This is a genomic window from Rhodoferax sp. MLSD5-FHT05B10, assembly GCF_058793415.1.
Genome location: NZ_JBXAFT010000002.1, coordinates 176,301 through 191,877 on the forward strand (window position 1 = coordinate 176,301; position 15,577 = coordinate 191,877).

At 58.6% G+C, this 15,577-nt stretch carries 14 protein-coding genes and 1 pseudogene; 5 read left to right on the forward strand and 10 right to left on the reverse strand.

Annotated features, from left to right (window positions below; genetic code table 11):
* Position 1 precedes the first annotated feature (1 nt).
* From AC1Q5W_RS03480 to AC1Q5W_RS03495, 4 genes are all read right to left on the reverse strand, one after another.
* Positions 2-3,286 (reverse strand): type I restriction endonuclease subunit R, encoded by a 3,285-nt coding sequence (locus tag AC1Q5W_RS03480; RefSeq protein ID WP_492704046.1) that lies wholly within the window; start codon positions 3,284-3,286, stop codon positions 2-4.
* Complete coding sequence (locus tag AC1Q5W_RS03485; RefSeq protein WP_492704048.1) at positions 3,283-4,176, reverse strand: OST-HTH/LOTUS domain-containing protein; 894 nt, start codon at positions 4,174-4,176, stop codon at positions 3,283-3,285. Before AC1Q5W_RS03485 ends, AC1Q5W_RS03480 begins: the two co-directional genes overlap by 4 nt.
* A 9-nt stretch (positions 4,177-4,185) precedes the next feature.
* Positions 4,186-4,632, reverse strand: coding sequence for a restriction endonuclease subunit S (locus tag AC1Q5W_RS03490; RefSeq protein ID WP_492704050.1), 447 nt, complete (start codon positions 4,630-4,632; stop codon positions 4,186-4,188).
* 327 nt (positions 4,633-4,959) lie between these two features.
* Positions 4,960-6,573, reverse strand: coding sequence for a type I restriction-modification system subunit M (locus AC1Q5W_RS03495; protein WP_492704052.1), 1,614 nt, complete (start codon positions 6,571-6,573; stop codon positions 4,960-4,962).
* Between the two features lie 144 nt (positions 6,574-6,717).
* Here AC1Q5W_RS03495 and AC1Q5W_RS03500 point away from each other — a divergent pair, with 144 nt between their 5' ends.
* Positions 6,718-6,984 carry a helix-turn-helix domain-containing protein gene (locus tag AC1Q5W_RS03500; protein ID WP_492704054.1) on the forward strand — a complete coding sequence of 89 codons (267 nt, stop codon included), beginning with the start codon at positions 6,718-6,720 and terminating at the stop codon, positions 6,982-6,984.
* Positions 6,981-7,370 carry a lecithin retinol acyltransferase family protein gene (locus AC1Q5W_RS03505; protein WP_492704056.1) on the forward strand — a complete coding sequence of 130 codons (390 nt, stop codon included), beginning with the start codon at positions 6,981-6,983 and terminating at the stop codon, positions 7,368-7,370. The genes AC1Q5W_RS03500 and AC1Q5W_RS03505 overlap by 4 nt, the downstream gene beginning before the upstream one ends.
* A 90-nt stretch (positions 7,371-7,460) precedes the next feature.
* Here AC1Q5W_RS03505 and AC1Q5W_RS03510 read toward each other — a convergent pair whose 3' ends face one another.
* From AC1Q5W_RS03510 to AC1Q5W_RS03520, 3 genes are read right to left on the reverse strand one after another with little or no spacing between them, the layout of a single operon-like run.
* Positions 7,461-8,249, reverse strand: a complete 789-nt coding sequence (locus tag AC1Q5W_RS03510) for a DinB/UmuC family translesion DNA polymerase (RefSeq protein WP_492704058.1) — start codon at positions 8,247-8,249, stop codon at positions 7,461-7,463.
* 2 nt (positions 8,250-8,251) lie between these two features.
* Positions 8,252-8,665: a DUF1810 domain-containing protein gene (locus AC1Q5W_RS03515; protein WP_492704060.1), complete on the reverse strand. Its 414-nt coding sequence runs from the start codon at positions 8,663-8,665 to the stop codon at positions 8,252-8,254.
* Positions 8,666-8,676: 11 nt separating this feature from the next.
* Positions 8,677-9,120, reverse strand: coding sequence for a LexA family protein (locus AC1Q5W_RS03520; protein ID WP_492704062.1), 444 nt, complete (start codon positions 9,118-9,120; stop codon positions 8,677-8,679).
* Positions 9,121-9,169: 49 nt separating this feature from the next.
* Between AC1Q5W_RS03520 and AC1Q5W_RS03525 the strand changes: the two genes are divergently transcribed.
* Complete coding sequence (locus AC1Q5W_RS03525; RefSeq protein WP_492704064.1) at positions 9,170-9,700, forward strand: S1/P1 nuclease; 531 nt, start codon at positions 9,170-9,172, stop codon at positions 9,698-9,700.
* An 86-nt stretch (positions 9,701-9,786) separates the two neighbouring features.
* Here AC1Q5W_RS03525 and AC1Q5W_RS03530 read toward each other — a convergent pair whose 3' ends face one another.
* The 3 genes and pseudogenes from AC1Q5W_RS03530 to AC1Q5W_RS03540 form a co-directional block, all read right to left on the reverse strand.
* Entirely contained in the window at positions 9,787-11,205 is a 1,419-nt protein-coding gene (locus tag AC1Q5W_RS03530; RefSeq protein WP_492704066.1) for a UvrD-helicase domain-containing protein, read from the reverse strand.
* The gene (locus AC1Q5W_RS03535; RefSeq protein WP_492643835.1) at positions 11,195-13,444 is read right to left on the reverse strand and encodes a recombinase family protein; all 2,250 of its coding nucleotides are present in this window, start codon (positions 13,442-13,444) and stop codon (positions 11,195-11,197) included. The genes AC1Q5W_RS03530 and AC1Q5W_RS03535 overlap by 11 nt, the downstream gene beginning before the upstream one ends.
* A 124-nt stretch (positions 13,445-13,568) precedes the next feature.
* Positions 13,569-14,060, reverse strand: a pseudogene (locus tag AC1Q5W_RS03540) (UPF0758 domain-containing protein); the annotation flags it as partial.
* 64 nt (positions 14,061-14,124) lie between these two features.
* Here AC1Q5W_RS03540 and AC1Q5W_RS03545 point away from each other — a divergent pair.
* Positions 14,125-14,580 carry an FKBP-type peptidyl-prolyl cis-trans isomerase gene (locus AC1Q5W_RS03545; protein ID WP_492643834.1) on the forward strand — a complete coding sequence of 152 codons (456 nt, stop codon included), beginning with the start codon at positions 14,125-14,127 and terminating at the stop codon, positions 14,578-14,580.
* On the forward strand, positions 14,577-15,518 hold the full coding sequence (ispH, locus tag AC1Q5W_RS03550) for a 4-hydroxy-3-methylbut-2-enyl diphosphate reductase (protein ID WP_492643833.1): 942 nt from the start codon (positions 14,577-14,579) through the stop codon (positions 15,516-15,518). Before AC1Q5W_RS03545 ends, ispH begins: the two co-directional genes overlap by 4 nt.
* Positions 15,519-15,577 lie beyond the last annotated feature (59 nt).

Here is a 15,577-nt window from a genome sequence, read left to right on the forward strand (position 1 = left end):
GTCAGTTCTTCAAGAGGATGTCGAAGACGCGCTTAGCGTGCTCCCGCGCCACGGAACGCTCCCAGCCAGCCAGCGGAATCAGCAGCTTGTGCAGCAGTGCCCGTAACTCAGGGTGCAGGTCGGGCATCTGCTTCCAGTTGGCCGCCACCATGGTGCGGCTCAGGTCGGCGTCCTCAAACAGCTTTGTCGTAGCAATGCGGGCCGTCTCCTCGCTGAGCAGCGACGCCAGATAGTGATAGACCGCCGAATGGGCCGGATGCTCGAAGCCGGTCTTGTCTTTGTCCGCGATGCGTTGCCCAAACAGGTCGAGCTGCTCCAAGAACTGAGCCTGACTGATGCGCCCCGCAGCCTCTTCCGCCAACAGCTTTTCAAGCTCCTCAGCCAGCTTGTCAAAGAACGCCGGGTCCTTGTCCCTGCCGGTCGCAATCGTGTGCTTCAACTGGTTCTTCATCACCAGTGCCTGGCTACCGGGACTGGCCAGCTTCTTTAGGCGCGCCATGTCACTGGCATCCAAGATTGAGACCTCTTTGCCCAGCAAGCTCTTGGCCGGACTTGCGTCGATGTACTCATCCAGCAGTTGCTGCAGCAGGGCGGACTCCAATCGCGTGATGCGTTCACGATGGGTCGCGCCTGGCAGTTTGTCGCGCAGCATCAGCCTGATTTCTGCCAACAGCGTGAAGTACGGCTTGAACGGTACGCCGCGTACGTCGGGGAGGATGATGTCGATGCTGCGGTTGAAGCGCTTCACCATCTCCAGAAAGTCCTCGACGGCATCCAGTCGAGTTGCCGGGTCGAGGAAGCGCTCGGCATCGTCCTTGTAGTCCTCGCGTTGACCGACAGGGTTGTGCTTCTTGGGCAGCAGATTAAGGACGCGGTCAAGAGTGGCTTGCAGCTTGGGTAGCTCGCTTTCAACCCCTTCCCACACCTGAGTCGCTTGCACCTCACCACCGTAAATCTTCAGTGCGTGGTCGAGGTGCTCCACGACGCCGTGGTAATCCACGATGTAGCCGGCATTCTTTCCCGCCATGGTCCGGTTCACCCGTGCAATCGCCTGCAGCAGGGTGTGCTCCTTCAGCGGCTTGTCGAGGTACATCGTGCCCACGATGGGGGCATCCCATCCAGTGAGCAGCATGTCGGACACGATGATGAGGCCGACGTTGTTTGCGTGCGGCTGCCCATCCTTGCCATTGGACTCGTCGCCATAGGGCAGTGGGAACAGCTTGGAAACGAAGTTGGAAACCTGCTCGGAAGGCAGTGCGACAGGCTGCTTGCCCGCCTTGATTTCAGCTTTGACGCGCTCTTCGATGGTCTGCACCGCGTCCTTGTCCGCCCCGCGCTCTGCGGCCTCTTCGTGCTCGCTGGCTCCGGAGCGGGATGCCGTAGCGCTGGCCAGTGAGATGACCACGCGACTCTCAAAGGTCGGTAAGCCCTTGGCCTGACGGTCCTTCATAAGGCAATCAAGCAGGTCCTTGTACTTGACGGCCATGTCGCGACCATCACACACCAGCATGGCTTTCAAGCCTTTGGCCTGCACATTGGTGACGAAGTTCTCCACCAGATGCACCGCCACCTGTTCCATGCGGTCACCGGCCTGACGCCATCGAGCCAGCAGCTCTTTCTTGAGAGCTTGCTGTCGGACCTCCTCCTCCTGCGCGAATTCGTCCTTGAAGGCCTGGTCTAGCTTGCTGCTGGGCGCGAGCTTGACCCATGCATCCTGGTATTTGATGGGCAGCGTGGCACCGTCTGCTACGGCTTCGTGTAGGCGATACTCGTCGATGTAGGTATCGCCCCCAAACTCAGCCAACGTGTGCTTGTCGTCGTTCAACAGAGGCGTGCCGGTGAACGCGATGAACTTGGCATTTGGAAGGCTGGCCCGCATGAAGGCAGCCAAGAAGTCGTACTGACTGCGGTGCGCCTCATCCACCAGGACATAGAAGTTAGGCTTGGCACTCAACACCCGGAAGTTGACCTTCTCGCGGCCTACCTCTTCCCACTTCGCGTCCAACAGCACACCGTCTTCATCATGCAGGCCGTAGTTGGCATTGCGCTCCTCGACCATGTAGAAGTCCTTGTCCTCGCGCACCCGTCTATGGCGAGTGGCTTGCAGAAGGTCATTCTCTTCATCTGCGGCGGTGTCGCTGGTGTCGGAAGCCTGTTCGCTCTCTTGGAACTTTTGGACCGTGCTGGTGAACACACTGCCGTAGTCATTGCCCAGCAGCTTGACCAGCCCATCAACCGACACCGCCTGAATGGCCTTGATTCCTACCGCGTGGAAGGTGTCAAAGATTTGCTTATCGAGGTCCTTCCGGTCGGTCAGGACCAGCACGGTTGGGTTGTTCAGGCCGGTGCAGTCCGCCCGCAGCATCCGGGCCAGCAGCGCCATCGTGAGCGACTTGCCACTACCTTGGGTGTGCCAGACCACGCCGCCGATGGGCTGTGCTGCCGTCAGCCGTGCGATGGTCTTGCGCACCGCCCGCCACTGTTGATAGCGCGGGAGCTTCTTGACCGTCCTGCCGTCTCGGGTTTCGAACAGGATGAAATGGGTGATGAGTTCCAGGAACCGGCTCGGCTCGAATAGCGCCCACAGCAGTTGGTCCTGCTCGCTCGGGTCTGCCCCCAGTACACCGGTTACTGCCGCCAGTTCCGCGTCCTGCAGTCGATAGCGTGCATAAAAGGCGGGTTTGGTCAGGATGGCGCCGTACAAGCCTTGCCTGCGATTAAGGCCCACGCAGACCTGGTTGAATACGAACTGTGCCGGGAAGCTGGCTTGGTAGCCATCCAGTTGTGCCAGCGCCTCATCCAGGCGGTGGTGGCTAGCCTTGCATTCGATGATGGCCAGCGGCAGGCCATTGATGAAGAGCAGCAGGTCCGGCCTGAACAGGTCGCCATCGGCGCTCTTGCCGACGTACTGGTCCACCACATGGAAGTCGTTGTGGGCGACCGTGCTCGCGTCGAAGAAGCGCACGCTGCGCGGCTTGCCGTGGTCATCCTTCACCTGGATGTCCGACCGGTGCAACACCTGCTCCCAGAACGCCTTGTTGGCCGGGAGTAGTTCGTCGTTGACGCGCTTGCGCAGCTCAATTAAGGCTGCATCCACGCCACCGGGTGCGGTGGCCAGCCACGGGTTCAGTGCCAGCAGCCGGGGGCGCAGCACGGTCTCAAGCAGCGGGGCGAGGTGTCGGTGTTCCACCTGTACCGCATGGCCAGGCAGATGGGTATAGCCCAGCTTGACCAGCGACTCGATGGCAGGTGTTTCGACGCCAGTCTTTTCCGGTGACTGGCTCATGAGCTTTTCTTCCCTTGCATGCTGGCTTCCTCCTGACGGCTGCGATACCAAACCTCGCCGCAGCCTTGTTCTTTGTTCAACGTCCTGCGAATATCAAACAGTCGGGACTCGTGAATAACGTGCCGCCAACTGCCACAGCCATAGCGCTGGGGCTGCTGGTCGGGGTACTGTGCACGAATCCACGCGGTCGCCGTGTTGACGTGAGTCCAACCTTCTGCCTCGAAGCGGGCCTCGGCTTCGCGCAGGCAGCGCACAGCGCCGCTGGCAGGCCAATCCACCGTGCCATCCGGCGCTATGCCATTGACCAGCAGGTCTTCAAACGCTGCCGTGCTCATGAACGATGCCATCTGCGCTCGGGCTTCATCCATGGCCTGTGCCCACCCGCGCAAGGTCAGGTAGTGGCCGTCGATGGTCTCGTACCTGGCATCCAGATAGGCGTCCGCGTTGATGCAACCTTGCGGCTCCCAGATGTTGAACCGTTGCAGGAAGTGGTGAACCAGCTCATTGCGCAAGTCCACCAACTCCTTCAGTGCGGCCATGGTGGCTTGATGCTGGCTGGCGTCCAAACTCACCTGAAAGCGGAAGCGGAACCACACGCCTCCATCGCCCTGCGGCTCTTCAGCGCTGTCAGCCTCTTCGGCCGAGGTCAGATGGCGCTCGGTCAGCATGCCGACCAAGGTTCCCAAGGTTTTCTTCTGAGCGCAGGCCACCTGAGCATCTCGCACGACCTGCAGCTCAGCCGGTGGCCCGGCAATGTCGCCGTGGGCTACCAATGCCTTGAGCAGGATTTCGTACTGCTGCAGGCGAAGCAGGCACCGCCCCAACTTGCGCTGCACATCGCGCTGTAGTTCAAGCGGGGGTTCTGGTGTGACCAAAGCCTGCGACGCCATTCCTGCCCCTTACGTTCCGATGGCGTTGGCGTCTACGCTGACCCGCCATTCGCCCGTGAGGAGCTTTTGCATCAGGCCCCGCTTCAATGCTTCGTACACAGCGCGCTTCGAATCAAGCACGTGGAGCTTTGCATCAACGCCGTCAAGAATCTGACTAACTTTGCGCTGCTCGTTCAGCGGAGGAAGAGGCACAACGATATCGGCAAGAGCACCCAACCCGAGGGTCTTGTTTCTTCCCGCGCCCCCCGGTGATGCCAACGTCAGCGAAGCGATTCCAGCAGGCGTAGTCAGGTATCTGAACAGAAAATCCGTGTCTGCTTGGGTCGCATCCACGGCGCAAGTGATGTAGCGGTGCGAGCCATAGCGACCATCGTCCTCGGGTTGGGCTACTGCTACTGCGCCTTCCCAAGCAAACACGTTGCCACAAGCGGTCTGGCAAGAACAGATTCGGCTCATCTGCAGTCACATAGCCCGATTCACCCACAAGCGCTGGCGTATTCATGCGACTGATGATGACTCGGTCCGCAACAACGCTTGTTGTCACTCTCCCGACATCCTCAGGCACCACGACTTTGTGCTGCTTAGGGAAGAATTTCCCCCGCAGCACTGCGCTCGTCTTCAGGACACCAACCTCGTCCTGAGCGCAGCCTGTGTCGGTCTCTACGGCATTGACGCTTACGCCAGCTTGCAGCGAGGCCACAAAGTCACCGACAACGCCCATCTCCCAATCTGACGTGACCAGACCGATGGCCGTATCCCTGAGCGAATCGCCAACCGGCCCCCTCATGCCCCGGTCTCCAGTAGGCCCAACTCAGCCAGATAGCCATTCAGACGTTCATCAATCTGCGACTCCTCTTCCGCTATTGCGGCCAGTTGCGACAAAGTGGCCGCCACATCGACCGCATCGTCGGTCTCGCGGTTGTCGATGTAGCGGGCAATGTGAAGGTTGCCTTCGTTGTTGCGGATTTCGTCTAGTGGCACCACCCGACAGTAGTTCTCGACCTCGGTCTGGTGCTCGAAGGCGGCCTTGTGCACGCTGGCAATGCGAGCAATGTCTTCGGGGCGTAGCCGGTTCTGAACCTTGTCATCACCAACGTCTGCACTTGCATCAATGATGATGACCTTGCCCTTGAGTCCAGCGGGCTTGCGCTTGTTAAGAATCAGCACACAGGCTGGGATGGGGGTGTTGTAGAACAACGCAGGGGGCAGGCCGATGATGGCCTCGATGAGGTCGCCGGGCTGGTTGCCGCTGGCAGCGTCGGTGCCGAACAACAGGCCCTCGCGAATCTTGCCTTCCTCGCCGCTGCGGAACAGCACTCCGTGCGGCAGGATGATGCCCATGCGGCCATCGGCCTTGAGGCTGGCCAGCATGTGCTGGGCGAAGGCGAGGTCGGCATAGCCACGCGGCGGGATGCCGTAGACAAAACGACCATACGGGTCGCTCACCTGCTTGTAGTTCGGCGCCTTGGGCTTCTTGTCACCCTCCTGCTCGGCCTCGTTGGCCAGTTCCAGCGGGGACCACCATTGCTTGGCCGAGAACGGCGGGTTGGCAATGACCCGGTCGAAAGTTTTCAGGTAGTCGCCATCGAGATGCTTCGGTTCCACCAAGGTGTCGCCGCGCTCAATCTCAGCCCGCATGTTGTGCAGGTAGAGGTTGAGCTTGGCGATGGCCCATGTGCCAAGGTTCTTTTCCTGCCCGTAGAGCAGCACATTGGGCTTATCGCCAAGCAAGGTACCCCCTGGCAGCTTGGCGATGTGGTGGGCGCTTTCAACTAGCATGCCGCCGCTTCCGCAGGTCGGGTCATACACGCTGTGACCAGGCTGCGGGTCGATGAGTTCCACCACCAGCTGAACAACGGCCTTGGGCGTATAGAACTCGCCGCCCTTCTTGCCAGCGTCGTCAGCGAACTGCTTAATCAGGTACTCGTAAGCGTCGCCCAGCATGTCCGCCTTGTAGAGGTCGGCATTTCCCAGCTTGTATTGGTTGAAGTGGCGTAGCAGACGCTGCAGGGTGGCATCCGACAGCACGCGCTTGTCACCGTACTGGGTGGCCGTCAGTACGTGCTGCAACTCGGGGTTGTTTGCTTCGATGGTGGCGAATGCCTTGTCCAGTGCCTCGCCGATGTTCTCGGTTCGGGCAATCAGTTCCGGCCAACGAGCTGTGCCGGGGAAGTGCCCCCACTTGTCTTCGACCTCTTCCTCTGCCGCCGCCACGCTCAGGCCCTCTACCTGCATCAACTGGGCAACGCGCTCCTCGAACACATCGTTGAATCGCTTTAGGAACAACAGACCAAAGATGTAGTTCTTGAAGTCGGAGGAGTCGATGGAACCGCGCAGGATGTTGGCGGATTCCCAGAGCCATGATTCGAGGGTGTCGAGGGTCAGTTGATTTGCCATATGTAGGAGATTCTAGGGACGGAATTGATTGCGCCCTTCATTGCTGTACTCAAACATAGACGGAAAGCCAGCTTGAATGCCAACATTCCGAAAGATTACTCAAAAGACTAGACTAAAGCTTAGTCATATGTTATGGTTATTTACATGAATAGTCAGCAGATACAAAAGCTCCGCACCGACTTGGGTCTATCTCAATCTGAATTCGCGCAGTTGTTTGGAGCCCATTCCATGACAGTCAGCCGGTGGGAACGGGCCGTAGCTGCGCCGACCCCTTATCAGCTCGCGCTGATGCAGCAGTTTCGCCAGACCGCCGATGCCCGAAAGGTAAAGGTCGACGAAACTGTCAAAAACTTGTTGGTGGGGGCCGGGGTCGTAGCAGCGCTTATCTGGCTGCTTGGAGCCAAGAAATGAAGAAGTCTTCAATTGCCCTGACCATTCACACGGCCGCCGTCATTTCGCGCGAGAAACTGACTGGAGGAGGGCGACACTTTGGTGTGCACTTTCCTGGTGGAGAGGTGGTGGACTTCTCTCCTTCCGGCGTTAGATTCACAACAATCCAAGGATTCTTGGAAGGCCGGAACTGCAAGGTTGAACAGCTAATCCCGGTGGGGGAAGTCAGACAAGCCCACTGGCGCGCCAGAACAGCCCCAGGGCAAGTCCGCTCTTACCATTTGTTCGACTACAACTGCGAGCACTTCGCAAACTACGTAGCGGGTGCAGTAAAGCCAGAGAGCTCTCAGGTCACTGGTCTCGCGGTTCTATGTCTCGCGGGACTTGTTGTTGCTGCATTCAGCTAGTTGAACAGGCCGAATCGTTTTCACTTGATTGCGTTTGGATGTAATCATGCCAAATTGCAATTGTCTGAATGGTCATTCAAATGCTGACCGTCACGCCCTGACTTCGGCAAGTTCTCCCACATGAGTTGTATACCTGGGAGTCCTTCGCTCCTGTTTCATAGTCCACGTCCGCAAATCCCCCTTTGTTCCAGCGCTACCAAGCGTCAACGTTCCACGCCCGTACCGGTCGTTGACAGTATCGAGTGCTGTCATCAACCGGGTACGGTCCCGGCCTTCTGAGACCTCCCCCAGCTCCAGCTCCAGTTGCTCCCGGTCATTGGGCTGTAGGTCCACCAGCATCACCCCGGCTTTGGCGTAGTTGAACCCTTCTCGATAAATGGCCTTAAGGCCCGCCAGAGCCCCTCGGGTGATGGCCGCGCTGTCTGCGGTAGGCCGGCGTAGTGGTACCACGATGGAGCGGCTGCACTGTGGGTCCTTTCGAAACGGGCTGGTGCGGATGAAGACCATGACCTGGCCACAAAGGGAGTTCTGACCTCTGAGCTTCTGTGCAGCACGGCTGGCGAACTCGGTGAGGGCTTCTTCAAGACCAGCGCGTTGGGTCACGGGGCTTCCAAAGGAACGTGTGCACGCAATCTGCTGTTTGGGCTGAGGGCTGTGGTCCAGCTCGATGCAGGGCAGGCCCCGCAGTTCCCGTACCGTACGCTCCAGCATGACTGACCAGCCACGCTTGAGGGTGCCCAAGGCCTTGGCTTCATTGCTTCTGGCGATGGCACAGCCATCATTGTTGGAAAGGACGACCACGGGACGACCCTGCAGGCTGGGACGGAAGACCCGTTCGCAGCTTACGTAGAAGTTGTTGCCGTCGATAAGGGCATACACAGTCAGTGCTCCAAAGCCTGCAGAGTCATCGTGTCGGGCTCCCCACCATAGAACTGCTGCAGCACTGCAGCAAAGACTGGTACGCTTGGGTCCGCCTCGGCAAACAGAGTCATGCAGGAACGCAACTTGAGGTCATCGGGTGAGTGCAGGATGTCATGGGCGGTGCGATTCTTGTGGGTCAGCAGAATGGCTGCGCATTCCTTCAATCGGGCACCCAGCATCGGATGGCTAAGGTAGGCCTTGGCATGGTCCAGGTTCTCAATGCCGTAGAAGCGGGCCGTGCCACTGCGTCCCAGCGCGGTAAGTTGGGGGAAGACGAACCACATCCAGTGGCTGGTCTTGTCACCCTGGCGCAGCTCCTGCAGCACATCGGCATAAACCGGAGCCTGGGCCTTGAGAAATCGTTCCAAATCCATGGCGGTGTCCCTCATTGCACAAAGCGCTTGATGGTGGCCACGACCACGCCCCAGGTCTCAATAGTCTGGCCTTCCTTAGGGATGATGTCTGGGTAGGTGGGATTGCCTGCTTTGAGGCGCACGCGCCCGGCACGCTGGTAGAGCTGCTTGACGGTGAACTCGCCATCCACGATGGCCACGACGATGTGGTTGTGGCGTGGGCGCAGCGCCTTGTTGACGACCAAGATGTCGCCATCAAAGATGCCGTGCCCTTCCATTGAGCTGCCCCGGGCCTGGACATAGAAGGTGGCCTGAGGGTGGGTGATGAGCAGGTCGGTGAGGTTGATGCGCTGGGCACCGAGGTCCTCGGCAGGCGAGGGAAAGCCTGCATGGACCGGGCAAGGAAGCAATTGGCCCAGCATGGGGGCTGGCGCCAGGGGAATGGGGGGAGCGCAATTGCTCAACTCGCAGGACATGGACTACCGGCACTAAAATACTGTTAATGCATCCAGTATATTGATTTCCATGAAATTTGCCAGAAAGCGCATGGTCGCCCTAGTCCTTTTGCTTGTAACAACCCGATTGGCTTTTGCTTGGGGCAACGAAGGTCATCGACTTATTGCAAGCGTGGCTGATGCTCAGCTCACCCCTTCAGCGCGTGCTCACGTGGGCCAGTTGCTGGCATTGGAACCAGGAGCTACGTTCGTCAGCATTTCGACTTGGGCCGACGAGCACCGCAACCCAGCCACCGCGCGCTGGCACTACGTCAATTTTCCTCGAGGTGATTGCCAATACCTCAAGGAACGAGACTGCCCAGATGGTCGTTGCGTGGTGGAGGCGATTGAGCGTCAAGTGCAGCTTCTAACAACCTCCAGCGACGCGCAGCAGCAGTTGATGGCCTTGAAATATCTCGTGCATTTGGTGGGAGATGTGCACCAGCCATTGCATGCCGGTTGGGGAGATGACATCATTGATGATGTGCTCCCAAGAACGCTTTTTGGCTCGCTCCACGCCGAACTCACACCGGCAATAAACGCATCTCAGGTCACGCTTTGAAACAGCGTCTTCGACCTCATATGGGATTCCCCATTGATTCGCCATCACATTCCTTTTGAACTGTTTGGCGGTCACCAAATCTTTGCTTACTTCGCCTTAAGGGGAGTTAGCTCCGACTTCGGCGAACACACCAGAACCTTCCTTGCCCCACGTGTAAGCGCAACATAAAGGTGTGTTGCCGTCATTTTTTCGGGGTGCATAACCACCGCGACATCTGCCTCAAGTCCCTTGAGGAGCAATGTGCTTCCCACAGCGCGCTTTGGCAATACTCGCACCTTATGGCGTTGGAGTTCGCGTATGGATATTGCGGCTTCGATAAATGACCCTCCCGAATCAACCACGTTCGAGAGTGCATCGAGAGCGCCATAGTAGATGGCCGGACGGTATGCACGAGCACCTGGATTCTTGCCTAGCGCTCGAAGCAGTGCGTTGGCAGCCTCAAGGGAGGGCTGCGCAACGTAGGCTTGAGCCGCTCGCTCAGCGACGGTCGCTTCCTTTTTCGTTCGCGTGCCGCTGAGTGCTTTCAGTCTCTTGCGCAATCCATCGGCGTCAACCTGTGTCATGACGGATGCTCCGAATTCAAGCAACTGGTCCAGACAGCCGGCAGACCCGGGCTTGTAGTTCGTCGCGAATTCAGTCAGGTCTTTCAGGTCGACTGCTTCAACGGTGGAAGCACCGGGTGTCCGTTTGGCGAAGTTCTGCTGGCCCACCTTATCGCTACCTTCCGCGATGATAAGTAACGAGCCATCACCATCGGGGTGCTTGTATGCCGCCGCCTTCATTCTTCCCTGCACATCTTTCTCGCCCTTCACCCTGACCCAATCAACTCCTGGATGGCCTTTGAGCAAGTCAACGGGACCACCGACCCTCAAGTTCCTGCGTATTTCAATGAGCCACTCACCGAGCGGCTCAGCACCTGCATTTATCCAGCGCCATGGTTTTTCGAGCTGTCCGGCGGCCGGAAAGGCAGTCTCTACGTCACTCCAATCAACCAAGACGTTGCCGTTGAACCCGAAGATAGCTTGCAACGGGTCCCCCAGGACCACGGTCGGCAGGGTCTTGCTGATACCCAGGACAACGGCGTGCTGTTCGATGCTGCAATCTTGGTACTCGTCGACGATTAGCCTTGAGTACGTTGCTGCTAAAAGTGGGGCGATGTTTCCGCTAGCAAGTAAGTTTGCCGCGCCCAATCGAATCGCTGGATAGTCCAACGACAACCCGCCTGTTTGCAACTGATACCCGCTCCCGGAAGGAAACGCCGCAACCATACGCATGGCCCAGCCGTCGATGGTGAAGAGGCGATACCCAGTAGGCGGTACCTTACGCTTCACAAGCCGCTGCTGCAGCGAGTTAGCACCGGCGTTGGTGTGGGTGAGGACCAAAACTGGCTTGTCTGCCAATTTGCATCTGCCAAGCGCAGATGCGATGAGCTCCGTCTTACCGCATCCTGCGGGAGCTTCGACGCTTCCGAGCCGCACTTCAAGAAGGTCAGGTTCAGTGGTCAACTTTCGTCCACCTGAAGATGTCCAATACAACCTGAGTCAGAGGCGTCTTATCCGAGAGCATAGTTTGCCCGACAAGTTCGCGACCGACACGTTCCATGCGGTCAATACTTTTAAACCAGCCGGACTTCTTCTCGACCTCACCGCTCTTGCTCTTCTTCTTAGTTCTTGAAGCCAGACCAAGATTTTTGCGCACGGTGGCCGTGTAACCGGCAAGTTTCGCGCTCTCTAGGATGTTTGAGACACTGACCTCCGACCCGAACTGCTCTTTAATCTTCTCATCTACTAAACTGCGGCCCACATTCTCCAATGCGAACTCGAGCAACCTGTCTATGTTTTCACATGGCAGATGGACAAACAACGCGTCCTCTAAAGCAAAGCCGTCTTCCCAAGTAAATACGCGTCCGCCTAAATTGGTGAGCTGGTCGAGAACCTTCGAATCGACGGCCACATCGTTGTCAATGAAGGCGGCCACCTCGTAGCCAAGCTTGGCAAACAGCACGGCTTTCTCGATGCAAGTCTTTGGTGAGCCGCCGCGTGCATCGAGAAGCGAAACCCCTCGTGCAAGCAGAGAGTCTTGCCCTCTTGCTACGTTCCAATCATCCACGCCGCGCAAGAGCCCTTGTTCGCTGGCTCCCTCGCACACTATTACCTTCTTGGCCAAGAACGAACTCGGAGAACTCCGAAGTGTGCCCTGAACGTCGTCACCATTACCGGCGGCCTCGACGGCGTGCCCGTCCTTGCCTTTGCGGACGATATGCAGATGCTCAGCTTTGAGTTGCTGCAACGCCACTGGGGAGTGCGTCGTAATGAACACCTGTGCTACAGGCTTTTCAAGCTTTGAGCCAAGGGCATTTAACAACCGCGTGAGCCGATGCGGCTCCAGACCGAACTCGACCTCATCGACCAATACGACGGCCGCAGCCTGGGACGCGTCGCGCTGCAAACCTGCAACCAAGAGCCTAGCGGAGCCTGTTCCCAAGCATCGCAACGGCACGCCATCACTACCGTGGACCGCTATGGCCCCCTCTTTGAGCCAGAACCCCTGTGTGTCCAGTGAGGCCTTGACGGAGCCACCAGTCGGCACGCCCAAGCTTACGGCAGTCTTTTCTACAATGGCGAGCGCATCCATGAGTTGGTCGTTCGCCTCCTCGCCAAATGCAAATTTGGCGCTACGCGCGATATCAATCAACACTGAGTCGACGTCGAGTTGTTCCTCAGTGAGTCGTGTCAGCACTGAGCCTTTATGCCCCTTGCTTTCATTTTTGCGGTGAATAGGAGCGCCACAGTGGCCACAGTACATCAGGCCTGAAAAGATGTTGTAGTAGTGACTGTCACGCCTTTTCATGACTCTGCGACTACGAATTGATGCCCGAGTCAGATTCCATAGGTCGTCATCAATAATCCTTGGGTAGTAGTCCTTAATTGGCTCGCCAACCAGCAGGCCTTCCCAATGTTGGGCATGTGCTTCGTACGTTCGAATTCGATGCTGGTGCTCGCCAAGGACCGCGCGGTTGTTCAGAATCCGTCCGGGCATCTGGCCGTGCCATCGTCCGTTTGTCTGGTTGAGTCGTGTTGGAACCGGCCAGCCCTCTGAATTTGCACGTGCAGCAATTGCTTTTGAGCCAAAGCCAGCCGCGGATAGCTCGAAAACCTTTCGAACTACTGCGGCCTTTTTCTTGTCAACTATCCAGGGGGCATTTTTGGACGCTCGTGATAACCATCCTGGTGCGCTGCCGAATGCAATCTGCGACCCAATTTCTCGATGCTTTTTATATGTTTTTCGAAGGCGCATCGACTTGTATTCGGACTCTTGATGTCCTCGGTACAACGTGACGACACTCATCATGAACGACCCAAGGTCATCCATGGTTTTTGTGTCCCAGACTTTGTTGTCGCTAAGCGTGACGACTGTCAATCCACTGTGAACCAGGTTCATGAGCAAGGTAATCGCCTTGCTGAGTGCCTGCCGGGTAATTCGGTCAAGAGCTTCAACAATCAGAATTGTTCCTTTGGCAATCTCACCAGAGTGAAGCTTTTCCTGAAGTTCAGCTAACGCGCCTGTAGCTGAATTTGCACCCGAATATCCGGAAACCCCCAAGTCCTTGAAAATATCACTCTCATCTAGGGTGTGCCCGTTTTCCTCGCACCAGTGGCGAGCTGATTCCAGCTGACGGACGTAGCCAAGACCGCGTGTTTGTTTTCGACTGCTAAGTCGTGCGTAGGAAATTACCCGCTGCATCACTGCCACCCTTTAGGTGGCCGCGCAAGCGAACGCCCCAAGTCGAGAGCGGGGGGTGTCGCGAATGTGAAAACTGGCATAAGTGCTTGTTCTGCTTAGAGTTTTTTCTATTTCGCAGATAGTCTACTTTAGTCTGCGTGAGCGTGCCGCGAAACAGTTCTTCCATGGCCAGCAGCCGGTTCTGGACATCCAGAAACAGCACGGCAAACACCTCGTGGCCGCGCCCGGCCAGGTGCAGCTTCAGGTAGTGCTTGATGGTGTCGGGGTTGGCAAACACGGTGCGCTCCTGCAGTTGCTGGGCCATGGCGCGGCGGGCCAGTTCCAGCACCGCCACCAATTCGGCCCGCTTGGCCGGGCCCAGGCCCTTGACGTGCTTGAGGTCATCGGCCGTGGCGTGCAGCAGGCCGGCCAGGCCGTCAAAGCCGCCGTCCGGGCTGCCGTGGGGGTGGTTTTTCTTGAGGTGCAGCAGCTCATCGGCCATCTGCAGCACGCCTTTGCCTGGAATGCCGGTGCGCAACAGCAGGGCCAGCAGTTCGGCGTCGCTCAGGGCTTGCGCGCCCCGGGCCAGCAGCTTTTCCCGCGGACGGGCGTCGGGGGGCAGGTCTTTGAGGGGCATGGCAGGCGGGGCGACCGGGCGGACGCGCAGGTTTCTACAATAGAGGCAGTTTATAGGGACTTATATGACCGCGACGCCCCCCACCATCCAGCCCGGCTCTTTTCTGACGCTGCATTACCGCCTGAGCGGCCCTGCCGGGGAGGTGATCAACACCTTTGAAGGCAAGCCTTCCACACTGACCCTCGGAACGGGTGAGCTGTCACCCGCCCTGGACGCCTGCCTGCTGGGCCTGCAGGAGGGTGCGCGCCAGGTTTTCGAGTTGCCGGCCGGCGCTGCCTTTGGCGAGCGCAACCCCGACATGCAGCAGTGGCTCTCCCGCAAGGAGCTCAACTCACTGGGCGACCCCGACGAGGAGTACCAGGTGGGCGAAGCGGTGCAATTCCCCACGCCCGACGGCCAGGGCCAGTTTGCTGGCGTGGTGTTGCAGGTGCTGGAGGGCAAGGGCGTGCTGTTCGACTTCAACCACCCGCTGGCCGGCCAGCCGGTGACGTTTGAAGTGCAGGTGATCGGCATCCTATGAGCACCACGCAGGAAATCCTGCTGGCCGAGCCCCGTGGTTTCTGTGCCGGGGTAGACCGGGCCATTGAAATCGTGGAGCGCGCACTGCAGAAGTTCGGCCGCCCCATCTACGTGCGCCACGAGATCGTGCACAACACCTATGTGGTCAACGACCTCAAGGCCAAGGGCGCCATCTTCATTGAAGAGCTCGATGACGTGCCCCCCGGCGCCACGCTGGTGTTCTCGGCGCACGGCGTGAGCCTGGCCATCCAGCAGGAAGCGCAGCGCCGCGGGTTCCAGATTTTTGACGCCACCTGCCCGCTGGTGAGCAAGGTCCACGTCGAAGTGGCCAAGCTGCACAAGGAAGGCTTTGAGTTCATCATGATCGGCCACAAGGGGCACCCGGAAGTGGAAGGCACCATGGGCCAGCTCGACAGCGGCATCCACCTGGTGGAAGACGTGGCCGACGTGGCCCGCATCCAGCCCCGCCAGACCGAGAAGCTGGCGCTGGTGACCCAGACCACGCTGAGCGTGGACGACGCCGCCGACATTGCGGCGGCGGTGCGCGCGCGCTTTCCCAGCGTGCAGGTGCCCAAGCAGCAGGACATCTGCTACGCCACGCAGAACCGCCAGGACGCCATCAAGATCCTGTCGCCGCAGGTGGACATCATGATCGTGGTGGGCAGCCCCACCAGCTCCAACAGCAACCGCCTGGCCGAGCTGGCGCGCAAGCTGGGTGTGACCAGCTACATGGTGGACAACGCCGCCGAGTTGCAGACCGCCTGGTTCGATGGAAAGAGCCGCGTCGGCCTGACCGCCGGTGCCTCGGCCCCCGAGATTCTGGTGCGCCAAGTGATTGACCGCATCCGGGCGCTGGGCGCGGTCTCGGTGCGCAAGATGGACGGCATTGAGGAGACGGTGAAGTTTCCGCTGCCCAAGGGCCTGAAGATCGACGGCTGAGCGTACCGGCGTCTGCTATCGTTTGCATAGCTATTCACGCAATAAAATAGCGGGCTAGA